At 67.7% G+C, this 15,752-nt stretch carries 15 protein-coding genes; 6 read left to right on the top strand and 9 right to left on the bottom strand.

From position 1 onward, the window contains the following. Window positions 1-58: 58 nt before the first annotated feature. Window positions 59-1,960 (top strand): ABC transporter ATP-binding protein, encoded by a 1,902-nt coding sequence (locus ACW7G2_RS13185; RefSeq protein WP_456976538.1) that lies wholly within the window; start codon window positions 59-61, stop codon window positions 1,958-1,960. On the opposite strand, the gene ACW7G2_RS13180 is transcribed toward ACW7G2_RS13185, so the two are convergent. The 4 genes from ACW7G2_RS13180 to ACW7G2_RS13165 form a co-directional block, all read right to left on the bottom strand. Then, window positions 1,858-3,066, bottom strand: coding sequence for a hypothetical protein (locus ACW7G2_RS13180; protein WP_456976536.1), 1,209 nt, complete (start codon window positions 3,064-3,066; stop codon window positions 1,858-1,860). The two genes, ACW7G2_RS13185 and ACW7G2_RS13180, sit on opposite strands and share 103 nt — an antisense overlap. A gap of 149 nt (window positions 3,067-3,215) precedes the next feature. Further along, window positions 3,216-3,605, bottom strand: a complete 390-nt coding sequence (locus ACW7G2_RS13175; RefSeq protein WP_456976534.1) for an MAPEG family protein — start codon at window positions 3,603-3,605, stop codon at window positions 3,216-3,218. Window positions 3,606-3,628: 23 nt separating this feature from the next. Then, the gene (locus tag ACW7G2_RS13170) at window positions 3,629-3,859 is read right to left on the bottom strand and encodes a hypothetical protein (protein ID WP_456976532.1); all 231 of its coding nucleotides are present in this window, start codon (window positions 3,857-3,859) and stop codon (window positions 3,629-3,631) included. Between the two features lie 102 nt (window positions 3,860-3,961). Beyond that, entirely contained in the window at window positions 3,962-4,450 is a 489-nt protein-coding gene (locus ACW7G2_RS13165) for an MgtC/SapB family protein (protein WP_456976530.1), read from the bottom strand. A gap of 122 nt (window positions 4,451-4,572) precedes the next feature. Between ACW7G2_RS13165 and dbpA the strand changes: the two genes are divergently transcribed. Both dbpA and ACW7G2_RS13155 read left to right on the top strand, forming a co-directional pair. Continuing rightward, entirely contained in the window at window positions 4,573-5,955 is a 1,383-nt protein-coding gene (gene dbpA, locus ACW7G2_RS13160; protein ID WP_456976528.1) for an ATP-dependent RNA helicase DbpA, read from the top strand. Window positions 5,956-6,090: 135 nt separating this feature from the next. Further along, window positions 6,091-6,642, top strand: coding sequence for a hypothetical protein (locus tag ACW7G2_RS13155; RefSeq protein WP_456976526.1), 552 nt, complete (start codon window positions 6,091-6,093; stop codon window positions 6,640-6,642). Between the two features lie 33 nt (window positions 6,643-6,675). Here the strand turns inward: ACW7G2_RS13155 and hutU are convergent, their stop codons facing one another. Both hutU and ACW7G2_RS13145 read right to left on the bottom strand, forming a co-directional pair. Then, a complete protein-coding gene (hutU, locus tag ACW7G2_RS13150; protein ID WP_456976524.1) occupies window positions 6,676-8,355 on the bottom strand; it encodes a urocanate hydratase in 1,680 nt (559 codons plus the stop codon). Window positions 8,356-8,477: 122 nt separating this feature from the next. Continuing rightward, entirely contained in the window at window positions 8,478-8,807 is a 330-nt protein-coding gene (locus ACW7G2_RS13145; RefSeq protein ID WP_456976522.1) for a hypothetical protein, read from the bottom strand. A 148-nt stretch (window positions 8,808-8,955) separates the two neighbouring features. On the opposite strand from ACW7G2_RS13145, the gene ACW7G2_RS13140 reads away from it, so the two are divergent. The 3 genes from ACW7G2_RS13140 to ACW7G2_RS13130 all read left to right on the top strand — a co-directional run bounded on the left by ACW7G2_RS13140 (window position 8,956) and on the right by ACW7G2_RS13130 (window position 12,442). Next, window positions 8,956-10,242 (top strand): alkaline phosphatase family protein, encoded by a 1,287-nt coding sequence (locus tag ACW7G2_RS13140; RefSeq protein WP_456976520.1) that lies wholly within the window; start codon window positions 8,956-8,958, stop codon window positions 10,240-10,242. A 112-nt stretch (window positions 10,243-10,354) separates the two neighbouring features. Continuing rightward, complete coding sequence (locus tag ACW7G2_RS13135) at window positions 10,355-11,893, top strand: AlkA N-terminal domain-containing protein (RefSeq protein WP_456976518.1); 1,539 nt, start codon at window positions 10,355-10,357, stop codon at window positions 11,891-11,893. 33 nt (window positions 11,894-11,926) lie between these two features. After that, on the top strand, window positions 11,927-12,442 hold the full coding sequence (locus ACW7G2_RS13130; protein WP_456976516.1) for a methylated-DNA--[protein]-cysteine S-methyltransferase: 516 nt from the start codon (window positions 11,927-11,929) through the stop codon (window positions 12,440-12,442). Here the strand turns inward: ACW7G2_RS13130 and ubiM are convergent. From ubiM to ACW7G2_RS13115, 3 genes are all read right to left on the bottom strand, one after another. Next, window positions 12,429-13,598 carry a 5-demethoxyubiquinol-8 5-hydroxylase UbiM gene (gene ubiM / locus ACW7G2_RS13125; RefSeq protein ID WP_456976514.1) on the bottom strand — a complete coding sequence of 390 codons (1,170 nt, stop codon included), beginning with the start codon at window positions 13,596-13,598 and terminating at the stop codon, window positions 12,429-12,431. The genes ACW7G2_RS13130 and ubiM overlap by 14 nt on opposite strands. Before the next feature lie 146 nt (window positions 13,599-13,744). Then, entirely contained in the window at window positions 13,745-15,163 is a 1,419-nt protein-coding gene (locus tag ACW7G2_RS13120; RefSeq protein ID WP_456976512.1) for a serine hydrolase, read from the bottom strand. Beyond that, window positions 15,160-15,750 carry a hypothetical protein gene (locus ACW7G2_RS13115; RefSeq protein ID WP_456976510.1) on the bottom strand — a complete coding sequence of 197 codons (591 nt, stop codon included), beginning with the start codon at window positions 15,748-15,750 and terminating at the stop codon, window positions 15,160-15,162. Before ACW7G2_RS13115 ends, ACW7G2_RS13120 begins: the two co-directional genes overlap by 4 nt. Window positions 15,751-15,752 lie beyond the last annotated feature (2 nt).

Raw genomic sequence — 15,752 nt, 5'->3', positions numbered from 1 at the left:
CGCTCCTACTGGCAGCCTGTCACAATCCCGCCTCTTCCCAGCCATTCCCGGACCCCCGATGCTTCGCTGGTTCGAACGCCAAATCGATCCCTTCCCCCAGGATCCGCCCGCCCAGCCGCCGGCCAGCCTGTATGCCTTCTGCCGCCATTACACCCGCGGCACGGAGAAGTGGCTGGTCCTGATGGCCCTGACCACCGCCGGCATCGCGCTGGCGGAGCTGGCCATGTACGCCTACCTGGGCGCACTGGTGGACCAGCTGGGCAACACCACACCGGCCGAATTCCTGGCCGCAGAGGGCAGCCGGCTACTGGGCATGGGCCTGCTGATACTACTGGTCCTGCCGCTGCTGGTGCTGGCCAACTCGCTGATCCAGCACCAGACCCTGCTGGGCAATTTCCCCATGCGGATCCGCTGGAATGTGCACCGCTACCTGCTGCGCCAGTCGATGGGCTATTTCCAGAATGAATTTGCCGGGCGCATCGCCACCAAGCTGATGCAGACCTCGCTGGCGGTGCGGGAAACCGTGCTCAAGCTGCTGGACATCGGCAACTACGTGCTGGTGTTCTTCATCGGCGCGCTGGTGGTGGCCGGGGCAGCCGACTGGCGCCTGATGCTGCCGTTCCTGGCCTGGGCGCTCGGCTACACGGTGCTGATGTGGCACTTCGTGCCGCGCATGGAGCGTGTGGCACGCGACCAGGCCGACGCCCGCTCGGTAATGACCGGCCGGGTGGTGGACAGCTACACCAACATCGCCACGGTCAAGCTGTTTTCCCACTCGCAGCGCGAGCAGGCCTACGCGCGCGAAGCGATGGATGGCTTCCTGGGCACCGTGTACCGGCAGATGCGTTTGGCAACCGGCGTGTGGACCCTGCTCTACGCGCTCAACATGGCCCTGCTGTTCAGCGCGGTGGCGCTGGCCCTGTGGCTGTGGCACCAGGGCGCGGTCGGCCCGGGCGCGATCGCGGTGATCGTTGCCTTCGCCCTGCGCATCCTCGGCATGTCGCAGTGGATCATGTGGGAGATCTCACAGCTGTTCGAGAACATCGGCACCGTGCATGACGGGATCAACTCGATCTCGCTGCCGCCCACCGTGGACGACGCGCCCGGCTCTCCACCCCTGACGGTGGCGGGCGGCGACATCCGCTTCGACCGGGTGAGCTTCCATTACGGCAAGGGCAGCGGCGTGATCGAAGACCTGTCGCTGCATATCCGCCCGGGCGAGAAGATCGGGGTGGTCGGGCGCTCAGGCGCAGGCAAATCAACCCTGGTGAACCTGCTGCTGCGTTTCCACGACCGCGAATCCGGCCAGATCCTCATCGACGGCACCGATATCGCAGGCGTCCAGCAGGACACCCTGCGCGCCCACATCGGCGTGGTCTCCCAGGACACCTCCCTGCTGCACCGCTCGGTGCGCGAGAACCTGCTGTACGGACGCCCGGATGCCAGCGAAGAAGAAATGGTGGAAGCCGCCCGGCAGGCGCGCGCGCACGATTTCATCCTCGCACTGAGCGACAACAAGGGCCGGCGTGGCTACGACGCCCACGTCGGCGAGCGCGGCGTGACCCTCTCGGGCGGCCAGCGCCAGCGCGTGGCCATCGCCCGGGTGCTGCTGAAAAACGCGCCGATCCTGGTGTTGGACGAGGCCACTTCGGCCCTGGATTCGGAGATCGAAGCGGCCATCCAGGACAACCTGTCGCGGCTGATGGAGGGCAAGACGGTGATCGCGATCGCGCATCGGCTGTCCACCATCGCCGCCATGGACCGCCTGATCGTGATGGACCAGGGCCGGATCGTGGAAGACGGCCCGCACGAGGAACTGGTCAAGGCGGGCGGTCTGTACGCCCGGCTGTGGCAGCGTCAGTCCGGTGGGTTCATCGACTGCGAGCCGGACGCGTCGCCCGAGGTGGGCTCTGCAAGCGATCCGTCCTCTGCCCCGGTCGCGCCTTCCACCGCGTCCTGAGCGGTATCGGTGCCGGGGGCAAACACGAAGTCCGCAGCCAGGTCGAATTCCGACAGCGGGCTTTCGGCCGGGCAGGTTTCGTCCGGGAATCCATAGCTGGCGCGCAGGTCCAGGCCGCAGGCGCTCAGCGCTTCCAGGTCGGTGCCAGCCACCTTGCAGCGGGTATCGAAGGCGCGCACGAACGAATCACGACGACGCACGAAATCCTCGCCACACTTGCGCATCAACCGCAGCCGGTCCAGGTCATCCTGGGCCGGGTTGACCCCATCCAGACCGTAGCGCTGCAGCTCGTCGGCGGTCAGCAGGCGCAGGCTGCGGTTGGGCACCACCATCATCATGTCGGCCACGGCCACCGCCGCTCCATTGCGTTCCAGATAGGCCCGGACCCGGTCGTAGACCGTGCGCAGTTCGGCGTTGAGTTCGTGCCGCGTGGTGGCGGTGGAGCTCATGCGGATGATCCGGTGGATACCCACCCGGCCGGTGATCAGGCGGCTGTCGCCGGCGCTCAGGATGAACACGCAGGAGCTGTGGCAGACCGAACCTTCACGCACCCAGATGGCCCAGCCCGACTCGGCGATCAGGTCGCCGGCCTCCATCGAATCCTCCACCTGCCCACCGGCTGAATCCAGGTCCAGCACGCGCTTGTCGATGTGCAGCTCGTCAGCAACCGCGATGACCCGCTCGATCAGGTCCATGAATTCGCCCGTCAACCGGCCTTCATAGCGCACGCGCATCACGCCGCGCTCGGCACAGGGGCTCATCGCTGACGTTAGCGATTCATGATCCAGCACGGCAACCTGCTCACCGTCACCGGCGGCCGCGTAATCGAGCTCGCAGCTGATCGATACGCTGCCCTCTTCCATCGGGATCGGCGTCCAGTCGAGCTCCGCTTCGACGGGAGCCGGATCCGGCAAGGATGGCGGGATGTCCTGGTCCGAATCAGCGGCCGGATCCACCGGCGCCATGCTCACCGCGCCGCCGTCGGTGGCGCTGTCCACTTCCTCTGTTTCCACCATTAGTGCGTCCTGTCCCGGCGTTGATGGGCCACAGGCGGCCAGCAACAGCACTGACAACAACAGGCAGACTTTCAGCGATTGGAACAGCATGGACTCTCCGGAAAGCGAGTGCCGGGCGCCCACGCGCGGCATCAGGCGTCCAGTCTAGGGGTCGCGTGCGGGCACGTTGTAATGCCGGGTGAATCACGGGACGGCAGCGCCGCCGGCCGGGCAGGTGGTGCCGGCTCAGAACAGGCCGGTCAGAGCAGGCCGGACAGCACCATCAGCATGCCCAGCAACGCCAAACCCCAGACCAGGGAGCGCACATAGGGGACTCCTGCCAGGTATAGCGGTACGTAGACCACCCGGGCCCAGAACCAGAGCAGCGCCCCAAACGCCGTGGTCGCGTCACCGCTGCCGGTGACCACCACTGCCAAGGCAGCGGCGGCGAAGAAAGGGAAGGTTTCCAGGAAGTTGCGCATTGCACGGTCGGCACGGGCGGCCACGCCGGTCAGCGGCTCGGGTTCACCATCCCGCGCGCTCGCGTTCCATTTCAAACCGCGTTGCCGGGTTATCAGCCCCGCGCCGAGGAACAGCTGCGCCACTCCCAACAGGATTGACCAGGCCAGCATCTGGATCTCGACGGGCATCTCCGGCACTCCGTAAAAAGGTATCAGCGCCGGTAGACCGCCGCGTTGATACAGGACAGCACGCTGACCAGGAACCACCCGAACGGGAGCAGCGACAGGGTCACCAGCCAGGTGATGACGAAAGCGATGCACGCAGCGATGAACCAGAGGATCGCCGACAGCACACGCCCCTGCACCAGCTGGCCGAGGCCCGGGATGAAGAAGCTGCAGATGGCGGCAATCACGTTGCCGGTGGAACCCTGTCCATTACCCATTGCATGTTGCTCCGCGAGGAAAAGGATGGCAGATGATGCGCAGCGCGCATTCATCGATGCGTGAAGGCGCAGCATACCCGGCTGCCGGCTCGATCAAGCGCTTCATTCCGCCTGCGCCTGCGCCCTCCGCTTCTCCAGCTTGGGCAGCACGGCCATCACCACCAGCGCCATCACGGTGACTACCGCGGCCACCATTTCCTGGCCGATGCCGGCGGCCATTCCGATCGCTGCCGTCATCCAGATTCCAGCGGCAGTGGTGAGGCCTTCGATCCGTTCTCCGCGTTCATGGCGCAGGATCGCCCCGGCACCGAGGAATCCGATGCCCGACACGATGCCCTGCATTATCCGGGTGATGTCAGCCAGTTCGATCCCGGACAGCAGCGGCGCAAGGACGAACAATGCCGCACCGATCGACACCAGCATGTGGGTTTTCAGCCCGGCGGCGCGCCCCTTGGCCTCGCGCTCCCAGCCGATGATCCCGCCCAGCACGGCGGCGCACAGCACCCGCGCCACGATCACCGTGGCGGTGCCGGCGTCCGGCAGCGCGAACTCGGCTGCCAATGCCGCTCCCACCTCGTCCATTACGCCCATGCAACCCTTTCCTGTGTCACGACTCCGGCAAATCGTGGCCGATGCCAGCGTAAGGCCGCGTGCACGACCCTCGATCCAGGTCGCGGAAACCATGGAAGGCCGGCCTGGTGCGATCATGGGGCATGGATACCTCACCCCCCTTCACCACCCTCCCTCTCCCGCCCGCGCTGCTGCGCGGGGTCGAAGCGCTCGGCTATGTCGCCATGACCCCGGTCCAGGCGCAGGCCTTGCCCCCGATCCTGGAAGGCCGCGACCTCATCGCCCAGGCGCCGACCGGCAGCGGCAAGACCGCCGCCTTCGGCCTGGGCCTGCTGCAGCGGCTGGACGCGACCGCGGTGCGCACCCAGGCCCTGGTGCTGTGCCCGACCCGCGAACTGGCCGAACAGGTCGGCGACCAGCTGCGCAGGCTGGCCACCGGCGTGCCGAACGTGAAGCTGACCGTGCTGTGCGGCGGCATTCCGCTGGCCCCGCAGCTGGCATCGCTCACCCATCCGCCGCACATCGTCGTTGGCACGCCCGGGCGGATTCTCGAGCTGCTGGGGCAGGCTGCACTGCAGCTGGACGGCGTGCAGACCTTTGTGCTGGATGAGGCCGACCGCATGCTCGACATGGGCTTTGAAGACCAGATCCGCGATGTGGCCCGCCACGTTCCAGCCAAGTGCCAGCGCCTGCTGTTTTCCGCCACCTTCCCGGACGCGATCCGCGCGCTGGCCAAGGCGATGCTGCGCAATCCAGCCGAAGTCAGCGTCCAGGGCGCCACCAACGCCCCGGCCATCAGGCAGGTGGTCATCGACGCCGATCCGGCGCGCAAGGCGCCGCTGCTGGCCGCGCTGCTGCTCGAGCACCGTCCCGAATCGTGCCTGGTGTTCTGCAACATGCGCCGCGACGTCGACGAGGTTGCCGCCTCGCTCGGCCACTACGGTTTCGATGCCCTCGCCCTGCACGGCGACATGGAGCAGCGCGACCGCGCCGAAACCCTCCTGCGTTTCGCCAACCGCAGCTGCAACGTGCTGGTGGCCAGCGACGTCGCCGCGCGCGGCCTGGACATCGACGACCTGTCGGCGGTGGTGAACTACGACGTGCCCTCGGACCCGGACACCTACATGCACCGCATCGGCCGCACCGGGCGCGCCGGCCGCGAGGGCCTCGCGCTGACGCTGTGCACGCCGCAGGAGCTGCGGCGGATGGAAGCGATTGAGGAGCACCAGTCCCGCCCCCTGCCGCGCGAGCGCGCGCAGCCGGTGGCCGGCAAGCCCAAGGGCGTGCCGCAGGCGGCGATGGCGACCCTGCGCATCGATGCCGGCAAGTCCGACAGGCTGCGCCCGGGCGACATCCTCGGCGCACTCACCGGCGATGCCGGCCTGCCCGCGAAAGCGATCGGAAAAATCGTCGTGCAGGCCACGCGCTCCTACGTGGCCATCGCCCGGGCCCAAGCGCCGCAGGCTCTGGCGCGTCTGCGCGACGGCAAAATCAAAGGCCGCAGGTTCAGGGTCGCGGCGCTGTAGCAATACCCGGCCCCCGGTTTGCGGAACACACCGCAAAAGCGCGTACATGCCTCCCACCTGATCCAGGTCACGGCCACATCTGCCGCCGCGTGCGAGCATCCCGGGATGCAACTCACGCACTCCGAAGGAGATTCCATGAAACCGAAGCAGATTCCCCTCGTGCTCGCACTGGGCCTGGCACTCGGCACGCTCGCCGCCGGCTGCGCGCAGGAAGCTCCGGCTCCCGCTGATCAGGACACCGCCGCTTCCGCCCAGGTGACAGCGGCTGGCAGCGAAGTCCACCCGATTGGGGATCATGATTCCCACGCAGCGCACGATGACCACGATGTTTCCCACGCGGCGGGGGTGGACTTCCCGGTGCCTGACAACCACACGCCTTGGCAGCCGGATGCGCCGCTGATCGAAGGCATGTCACAGGTGCGCGCGGCCGTCGACAGTCTTGCCGGCGCTCCGGACGCCGCCACCGTGCAGTCACAGGCTGGCCAGGTCGACTCCGCGATCGACTACATGTTTGAAAACTGCAGCCTGCCCACCGAGCCCGACGTGGCTCTGCACGCGATACTGGCCCGCCTGATGGCCGGCAGCCAGGCGCTGCAGGCCGACCCCTCGGACACCGCTCCCGTCCAGGACATGCAGGGTGCCGTATCCAACTACGAGGCCCTGTTCGACGATCCTACCGCCGGCTGACCCCCGGCGGTAGGAGCGCGCCATGCGCGGCTTTCAGAGCATCGGCAGCTTGAGCCCCTGTTCCTTCGCGCACTGCTGCGCGATCTCATAGCCGGCGTCGGCATGGCGCATCACGCCGGTGCCCGGGTCGTTCCACAGCACCCGTTCGAGACGGCGATCAGCCGCTTCAGTGCCATCGCACACGATCACCACGCCGCTGTGCTGGCTGTAGCCCATGCCCACGCCGCCGCCATGGTGCAGGCTGACCCAGGTGGCGCCGCCGGCCACGTTGAGCATGGCGTTGAGCAGCGGCCAGTCGCTGACCGCATCGCTGCCGTCGAGCATCGATTCGGTTTCGCGGTTGGGACTGGCCACGCTGCCCGAATCCAGATGATCGCGGCCGATCACCACCGGCGCCTTCAGCTCGCCGTTGCGGACCATTTCGTTAAACGCCAGGCCCAGACGGTGGCGCTGGCCCAGCCCCACCCAGCAGATTCGCGCCGGCAGACCCTGGAAGGCGATGCGCTCGCGAGCCATATCCAGCCAGGTGTGCAGGTGCGGATCATCCGGGATCAGTTCCTTCACCTTGGCATCGGTTTTGTAGATGTCCTCGGGATCACCGCTCAGCGCCACCCAGCGGAACGGGCCGATGCCGCGACAGAACAGCGGCCGCACGTAGGCCGGCACAAAGCCCGGGAAATCAAATGCCTTCGCACAGCCCTCGTCGAAGGCCATCTGGCGGATGTTGTTGCCGTAATCAACGGTGGGAATGCCCTGGGAGTGGAAGGCCAGCATGGCCTCCACGTGCACCCGCATCGACTTCATCGCCTCGTCGCGGACCATGACCGGGTCCGACTTCTGCCGCGCCAGCCACTGCTCCACCGTCCAGCCGATGGGCAGGTAGCCGTGCACCGGATCATGGGCGCTGGTCTGGTCGGTGACGCAGTCCGGGCGCACGCCGCGCTTGACCAGCTCGGGCAGGATGTCGGCGGCGTTGCCGAGCAGGGCGATGGACTTCGCTTCGCCAGCTGACGTGTATTTTTCGATCCGCGCCAGCGCGTCGTCCAGATCAGTGGCCTGCTCATCCACGTAGCGCGTGCGCAGGCGGAAATCGATGCAGCTCTGCCGGCACTCGATGGTCAGCGACGAGGCACCGGCCAGGCTGGCCGCCAGCGGCTGTGCGCCCCCCATGCCGCCGAGGCCGGCGGTCAGGATCCACTTGCCCTTCAGGCTGCCACCGAAATGCTGGCGGCCCATTTCCACGAAGGTCTCATAAGTGCCCTGCACGATCCCCTGCGAGCCGATGTAGATCCATGAGCCCGCCGTCATCTGGCCATACATCATCAGGCCCTTGCGATCGAGCTCGTTGAAGTGCTCCCAGTTGGCCCAGGCCGGCACCAGGTTCGAATTGGCGATCAGCACCCGCGGTGCGTCGGGATGGGTGCGGAAGATGCCCACCGGCTTGCCGGACTGGACCAGCAGGGTCTCGTCATCTCCCAGCTGCCGCAGCGATTCAAGGATCGCGTCGTAGCTCTTCCAGTCCCGCGCGGCCCGGCCGATGCCGCCATACACCACCAGTTCCTGCGGCCGCTCGGCCACCTCCGGGTCCAGGTTGTTCTGGATCATCCGGTATGCCGCCTCGGTCAGCCAGGAGCGGCAGGACAGCTCGCTTCCACGCGGTGCGCGGATGGTGCGGGAAGGATCAAGGCGGGGATCGGACTGGGAGTCGGGCATGGAAGGCTCCGTAATGCTGGCGGGTCGATGCCCACGCGCTGGCGGGCGCGGCGATTATCGCACCCGGCAAATGCAAGCGCCCGGCAGTGCCGGGCGCCGGAGCAACTGTGGACGGTGGGCAATCAGCGAATGGCCGGGTCCAGGCGTCGCAGCGCATCCATCAGATCCGTGGAGCCGGTTCTTTCAATGTCTTCGCGCGTATAGACACGACCGCCAGAGGCGACGCATTCCTTGCGCTCGGCCTGCGAACGCGCGTTGCGGTTGGCAATGATGCGCGAACCGGTCTGCTGGATACAGAAGCGATCGGAGGTCCGGTCGCGCTCCGTCCGATCGTCCCTGGACTCTTCGCGGCCCTGCTCCTCAGGCTCGACTTCCTGGGCGAGAGCGCCGGACCCGGCACCGGCCAACGCAAGGACTGCGGACGCAGCCATGGTGGTGAGCAGCTTGTTCATGGAGTACCTCACAGGCGTCACGGTGGGATACGGCGAGAATACGCCCGGCGCCCAAAGACGGCGTAGAGGTGGCGTCATTCATGCGCCGGTGTTCATCGCCGCGTCAGGCACCAGCCGCAGTCATCTTTGCCGCTTATCATTCCAACCCATGAACATTTTCCTTCCACACCGCACCCTCGCGTTGCTGCTGACGCTGCTGCTCGCCGCCTGTGCTTCAGCCCCCTCCACCGCACCACACAGTCGTGCGCAAACCAGCCCCTACACCCTGCTGCTGATCTCGCTGGACGGCGTGCATCCCGATGCGCTGACCCGAGGCGACACTCCCCACCTGTCCCGCCTGGCCGAGACCGGCGTACAGGCGGAGTGGATGACCCCTTCATACCCCACGCTGACGTTCCCCAATCACTACACCCTCGTAACCGGCCTGCGGCCCGACCGCCACGGCATCGTGCACAACTCCATGTCCAGTCCGGAACTCGGCCGTTTCATGCTCAGCAACCGCGAGGCCGTTGGGGACGCCCGCTGGTGGAATGACGGCGAGCCGCTGTGGGTCACTGCCGAGAATGCCGGCCTGGTGACCGCCACCATGTTCTGGCCCGGCAGCGAAGCCGCGGTCCGCGGTGTGCGCCCCACCCACTGGAATTTGTTTGATGCGGAGCTGTCCAAGGCTGATCGCGTGGGTACGGTGCTGGAGTGGCTGAACGCACCGGCAGACAGCCGGCCTCGCCTGGCCACGCTGTACTTCGAGCACCCCGACAGCGCCGCGCACGCCAATGGTCCTGCCTCCGACGAGATGCGCGAAGCCATGCGCGCGGTGGACGCGCAGATCGGCAGGCTGGTGGAAGGCGTCCGCGCCGCCGGGCTGGAGGACAGCGTGGACCTGGTGATCGTCTCCGACCACGGCATGGCCGAAGTGCCGGAAGGCAACGTGGTGGCCTTCGAGGACATGGTGGATCCGGAGGACGTGGAACCGGTCAGCTTCGGCCAGGTGGTCGGCTTCCAGCCCAACCCCGGCCGTGAGACTGCGGCCGCTTCGGCCCTGCTTGGCACACACGAACATTACGACTGCTGGCGCAAGGAAGAGCTGCCATCGCACTGGCACTACGGCAGCCACAGCCGCATCCCCGCCATCATCTGCCAGATGCACGAAGGCTGGGATGCCCTGCCCGCCCGGTTCATCGAACGGCGTCCGCCTGGCACCCGTGGCTCGCACGGCTATGACCCCACCCTGCCTTCGATGCGGGCGATCTTCATCGCCAACGGGCCTTCATTCGCCAGCGGCAAGCGCATTCCCGCGATCGACAACGTGGATGTCTACCCGCTGCTTGCCCGCCTGATCGGGGTGCAGCCGAGGAACCATGACGGCGATCCCGCGGCCTTGCTGCCGGCCCTGCGCCAAGCTGAGCCATCGGCGGCCGCCCCGGTCACACGATAGGAGCCCACCCGCTTTCGCACCTCCCCGGCCGGAAATCGCGTGACCCCGGGGCCGCATCATTGATGTCCGAAAGCGGCCAGTCCGCGTAGCGGGCGGGTGCTAGTCTGCCTCCATGGCGACTCCATCCGCCCTTCCCCCGACGCAGGTGTGCGAACGCGCCCGCCTCAGCCGCGATGCGCGTTTCGACGGTCTGTTCTTCACTGCGGTCGGCAGCACCGGCATCTACTGCCGGCCGGTGTGCCCGGCACCGGTGCCCAAAGCGACCAACGTGACCTACTACCCGAGCGCCGCCGCCGCCGAGGCCGCCGGGTTTCGGCCATGCCTGCGCTGCCGTCCGGAGCTGTCTCCGGGCCAGGGCACCTGGCGTCGCGGTGACGAGGTGGTAGCCCGGGCGCTGAAGCTGATCGACCAGGGACTGCTGGCAGAGCAGCCGGTGGCGACCCTGGCCGAGCGCGTGCACGTGGGCGAGCGGCAGCTGCGGCGCCTGTTCGTGCAGCGGCTGGGCGCACCGCCGACCGGCGTGCATGCCACGCGCAGGCTGCTGTTCGCCAAGCAGCTGCTGACCGAAACCGCGTTGCCGGTGACCGAGGTTGCCCTCGCAGCCGGGTTCGGCAGCCTGCGCCGCTTCAACGACACCTTCCGCGCGGCGTACGGCATGGCGCCGCGGGCTCTGCGCAAACAAAACAAGGCCGTGGATGTTGGTGGCGATACGCTGACACTGCACCTGGGCTACCGGCCGCCCTTTGATTTCGCAGCGATGCTGGGACTCCTCCGCGCGCGGGCGCTGCCGGGGGTCGAAATCGTCGATGGTGACGGTTACACGCGCGCATTCGGCCCGCCGGAAGCTCCCGGTTGGCTGCGGGTAGGTCCATGGACAGGCACGCGCCGCGGCCGGGAGCATGGATTGCGGCTGGATCTGCACGGCTGCCAGCCAGCCGCGCTGCTGGACACAGTGAACCACCTGCGACGGATGTTCGATCTGGATGCCGATCCCGGTGCCATCGCCTCGGTGCTGGGGCCGGATTCAACGTTGGGGCCGCTGCTCCGCGAACGCCCCGGGTTACGCATTCCCGGCGGCTGGGACGGGTTCGAGATCGCGGTGCGTGCAGTCATCGGCCAACAGGTCAGCGTGGCCGCCGCACGTACCATGACCACGCGACTGGCGCAGCGCTTTGGCGCGCCGCTGCCGGCAACATTCGCCGCGCAGGGTTTGGAACGGCTGTTCCCCACGCCCGCAGTCCTGGCAGAGGCCGACCTGTCCGGAATCGGACTGACTGCCGGCCGCGCACGCACGCTGCGCGCGATGGCCCGGGCACTGATCGACGGACAGGTGGATTTCCGGCCGGAGGCCACGCTGGACGATTTCGTTTCCCGCTGGACCGCGCTGCCCGGCATCGGGCCGTGGACCGCGCACTACATCGCGCTGCGTGCGCTTGGCCACCCTGACGCGTTCCCCGCTGAGGACCTGGTACTGCAGAAGGCCATGGCGGGCGGCGTCACTCCAACTCGGACTGGCAGCACTGGCCCAATGGCCAGTGCCCGGGCGCTGCGCAGTCACGCGGAGACCTGGCGCCCATGGCGCGCATATGCCGCCATCCACCTGTGGACCGAAGCGGCCGCGCACAAAAGCGCGGAACTCCACGCCGCATGAGCCCGGGCCCACGCGCCCAGGAGGAACTTGACCATGACCATCCACTACACCCGCATCGAAAGCCCCATCGGCCCTCTGCTGCTGGCCGCATCGGACGCCGGCATGCACACCATCGAATTCCGCGATGCCAGGCACCCGGTGAAACGGGACGCCAGCTGGCACGAAGGCGACCATCCGTTGCTGCAGCGCGCGCAACAGCAGCTGCGGGAATACTTTGCCGGAGCGCGGCGCAGTTTCGACCTGCCATTGGCACCACAGGGCACGCCGTTCCAGCGCAAGGTGTGGCAGACGCTGGAAACGATCGGCTACGGCGAAACCCTCAGTTACGGCCAGCTGGCCGCCCGCCTCGGCAGCCCATCGGCCTCGCGTGCGGTAGGCGCCGCCAACGGCCGCAATCCCCTGCCGATCGTGGTGCCCTGCCACCGCGTGATCGGCGCAAGCGGCGCGCTCATCGGATTCGGGGGCGGCCTGCCCACCAAGCAGTTCCTGCTGGAACTCGAGGGCGTCCTCCCCCGCCAGCTGGCCGTAACCGCGCCTACGCCTGGGTGAGATGCGCCGCGATCGCGCGGCGGAACGGCGCAACCCGGTTGGCCACCCGCAGGGTGGCACTGCGCAACAGCCGGGCAACCGGCCGCTCATCGTTGTACAGCCGCAGGACCGTGCGGGTGGCGGCGTAGATCGGGAACGCCGCTGCGTGATGGCGGCGCTGGTAACGCGCCAGCACCGCATCGGAGCCGATATCCGTCCCAGCCCGGTGGGCTGCCAGCACAGCCTCTGCCAGCCGCGCCTGGCCCTGCAGCCCCAGGTTGAACCCATGTGCGGTCACCGGGTGCATGCCTACTGCGGCATCGCCGATCAGCGCCGCACGCCGGGCAACGAAACTGTCGGCATAGACCGACACCAGCGGGTAGACATGGCGGGTGCCGGTCATGGTGACTTCGCCCAGGCGGTCACGCATGCGCCGCTGCAGGTCGGCCGCCAGCTCCGCATCGTCCATGACCTGGACCGCATCCATCCGCGCCGGGCTGAGCGTCAACACGGCGGAGGAAACGTTTCCGTTCAGCGGCAGCAGGGCCAGCGTGTGGCCGTAATCGAACCACTCCCAGGCCACGTGGTGGTGCGGCCGGGTATGCCTGAACCGGCACACCATCATCCGCACCCCGTGATCGCGGGACCGGGCGCCGACCCCCAGCATCCGCCGCAACTGAGAGAACCGGCTGTCGGCCGCCACCAGCAATCGCGCGCGGATCATGCGGCCGTCCTCAAGGGTCACGGCAACGCCATTGTCGGCCTCGGCAACCGCCTGCACGCCGCAGCCGGCCACCAGTTCCACATCTCCCTGCGCGCTGACCGCCTGGTAGGCGATCCGCCGGATCACGTGGTTGGGCACCAGCCAGCCCAGTCGCTCGCTGCGACCGTCGCTGGCGCTGATCCGCAGCGCGTGAGCGGAATCCCCGTTGCTGATCCTGGCATCGCGCAGATCGGAGATATCGGCCGGATCAAACGCCGGCCACAGGCCCAGCCCTTCCAGGATCCGTCGCGACGCATGGGTGAGTGCGATTTCACGGCCGTCGAAGGCCGGGGCGGCAATCGCCTCCAGCGGCTGCTTTTCCACCACCGCCACCGACAGGCCGCTGCCCCGCAGCGAGCGGGCGAAACACAGTCCCGCCGGTCCCGCACCCACCACCACCACGTCGAACTTCATGCCTGCAACTCCTGATCCGGATCCGGCCAGCGTGGCCGCCCAAGGCGGTCGGCGCCTTGATCCAGGTCATTTTCCCTGATCCGCCATCCGGATGCCCCCGTCGCCGGTCAACCGTTCATCGAGGCGACCGGGATACCACAGCGACGCTACTGCTTCTGTCCGCTGAGCACGTGGCCGCCCTGATGCAGGTCCAGCTTCACAACCTCTCCCGATGCGTTCCGCGAAAACCGGATCTCGATGTCGTATGCCGTGGCCCCGAACACGTCATCGTCGACCGCATCCAGCGGGAACTCGCCCTGCCCCGTCGCCTGTGCGTGGAGCACACCTTCATGCTCGCGCACCATCAGGTCAAAGCCCGGCATCAGCGCATAAGTCCCGGCGTAGTCGCGCAGCTGCTCCGGTGAAAGCGAGGGCGCCACGGCCGGCCGCTCCACCGGGCGTCGCGGCTGGCTCAACGGAATGCTCTCGTCCAGAAGATGGCCGGCCACATCGTTCACGCCGCCCATGGCGGCGAGCCCGGTGTCGGCCAGCACCACCACCGCCCGGTCACGCTCAAGGTCGAAAGCCACCATCGAGGAGAACCCGCCGGTCCCACCATCATGCGCGTGGACCAGCCGCTCGCCGATGGGCATCAGCAGCCAGTTCATCGCCATGGCCTGGTCGGCCCCGGTTTCGATCGGCTGCTGGGCCAGCCGGATCGCTTCGCCAAGCGACCCCGGCGCGCCGCCGAGCTGGGCGCGGGCGTAGCGCACCATGTCATCCAGCGTGGCGCGAACGCCGCCGACGCCGGCCAGCTCGGCCGCGAACGTCCACAGCGGGGTTTCCTGACCGTTGGGCATGTGTCCGGCGGCAACCTGCAGACCTTCCGGGCGGTCGGCCACGTAGGCGTGCTGCATGCGCAGCGGCGTAAACAGCTTGTCGTCCAGCAGCTGTTCGAAATCCATTCCCGCCGTACGGGACAGCACCAGCGAGAGCAGCATCGTGCCGAAATTGGAGTACTCGAACGTTTCGCCCGGGGCCTGCTCCAGGATCACGTCCTGCAGCGAGGCCAGCAGGGCTTCGGGCTCGAAGCTGGCGTAGGGATCACCCGGATCGGTGAACTCCAGCCGGGAAGGAAGCCGCGGCAGCCCCGAGGTGTGGGTGACCACCTGCCGGAGCAGGATCTTCTGGCCTTCGTACTCGGGCACGACCGTGCCGTCAGGCAGGTGGTCGGCCAGCGGATCATCAAGCGAGGCCCCGCCGCTCAGCACCAGATCCGCCAACAGGATGCCGGCCATGGACTTGGTGACCGAACCGATCTCGAAGGCCACGTCCGGACCGATCCGCCCGGCATCGGCCGGGTCGGCGCAGCGCCATGCACGGGCAACGCGGTCGCCTTCGATCACCGCAGCGGCAATACAGGCGCCGCTGCTGTCTCCCAGCACGCGCCTGTCGAGGATGTCGCCCAGTGCTGCGTCGTCCGTGGCACTCACGGCTCCGGAAACTGCGATCAGGGTACCGGCAAGCAGGCCGGTAAACAGGCGGCTGGAACGGAACATCGGCTTCTCCCAATGATTGTGATTCATGGCTCTCCCTCCTCGGATACTGCATCAATCTGGCGCTGCAGGCGTTCGGCGTGGGCGCGGAACTGCAGCCTCGCCGTGCGTCGGTTGACCCAGCCAATGGCGACATAGAGCACCAGCACCCCGGGCAGGTACACCAGCGCGAAGGTGGACAGGCCGCGCGTGGCCAGCGTCAGTCCCACCAGACCCACCAGCGGTGGGCCGAGGTACCACAACCACACCTGTTCCAGCATGCGCGCCTGGGCCAACGCCGCGTCACGCTGGCGCGCCAGGTTTTCCATCAGCGGCAGGTGCGGTTCCGGCTCCGGCACCTGGCGCCGTGTGCGCCGCAGCCACAGCGGCATCAGCACCGCCCACGTCACCAGCAGCAGGGCGAATCCAGCTCCCACCCACTTCCCGCCCACGGCCAGGCCCACCGCCGTGACCGTAAACCACAGTGCCACCAGCACCGCAGCGACAGTCTCGACCCGGTCGCGCCACTTCACCCGGCGGCGCAGCTTTTCATCCTGCCGGCGCAGCTTGACGATGGAGACGTCGGGCACCGCCGGCGCATCTTCGCTCCACTGCTGCTTCATCCTGTCCCAGTCCATAT

It is taken from the genome of Luteimonas sp. A277, from assembly GCF_054052045.1.
Note: the sequence above shows the minus strand (reverse complement) of the source record. Positions and strands in the feature narration are given on the sequence as shown.

Bases quoted from the DNA above. Each gene is read 5' to 3' on its own strand.
- ACW7G2_RS13185 (WP_456976538.1), top strand. From the start codon at position 59: ATGCTTCGCTGGTTCGAACGCCAAATCGATCCCTTCCCCCAGGATCCG.
- ACW7G2_RS13180 (WP_456976536.1), bottom strand. From the start codon at position 3,066: ATGCTGTTCCAATCGCTGAAAGTCTGCCTGTTGTTGTCAGTGCTGTTG.
- ACW7G2_RS13175 (WP_456976534.1), bottom strand. From the start codon at position 3,605: ATGCCCGTCGAGATCCAGATGCTGGCCTGGTCAATCCTGTTGGGAGTG.
- ACW7G2_RS13170 (WP_456976532.1), bottom strand. From the start codon at position 3,859: ATGGGTAATGGACAGGGTTCCACCGGCAACGTGATTGCCGCCATCTGC.
- ACW7G2_RS13165 (WP_456976530.1), bottom strand. From the start codon at position 4,450: ATGGGCGTAATGGACGAGGTGGGAGCGGCATTGGCAGCCGAGTTCGCG.
- dbpA (WP_456976528.1), top strand. From the start codon at position 4,573: ATGGATACCTCACCCCCCTTCACCACCCTCCCTCTCCCGCCCGCGCTG.
- ACW7G2_RS13155 (WP_456976526.1), top strand. From the start codon at position 6,091: ATGAAACCGAAGCAGATTCCCCTCGTGCTCGCACTGGGCCTGGCACTC.
- hutU (WP_456976524.1), bottom strand. From the start codon at position 8,355: ATGCCCGACTCCCAGTCCGATCCCCGCCTTGATCCTTCCCGCACCATC.
- ACW7G2_RS13145 (WP_456976522.1), bottom strand. From the start codon at position 8,807: ATGAACAAGCTGCTCACCACCATGGCTGCGTCCGCAGTCCTTGCGTTG.
- ACW7G2_RS13140 (WP_456976520.1), top strand. From the start codon at position 8,956: ATGAACATTTTCCTTCCACACCGCACCCTCGCGTTGCTGCTGACGCTG.
- ACW7G2_RS13135 (WP_456976518.1), top strand. From the start codon at position 10,355: ATGGCGACTCCATCCGCCCTTCCCCCGACGCAGGTGTGCGAACGCGCC.
- ACW7G2_RS13130 (WP_456976516.1), top strand. From the start codon at position 11,927: ATGACCATCCACTACACCCGCATCGAAAGCCCCATCGGCCCTCTGCTG.
- ubiM (WP_456976514.1), bottom strand. From the start codon at position 13,598: ATGAAGTTCGACGTGGTGGTGGTGGGTGCGGGACCGGCGGGACTGTGT.
- ACW7G2_RS13120 (WP_456976512.1), bottom strand. From the start codon at position 15,163: ATGAATCACAATCATTGGGAGAAGCCGATGTTCCGTTCCAGCCGCCTG.
- ACW7G2_RS13115 (WP_456976510.1), bottom strand. From the start codon at position 15,750: ATGGACTGGGACAGGATGAAGCAGCAGTGGAGCGAAGATGCGCCGGCG.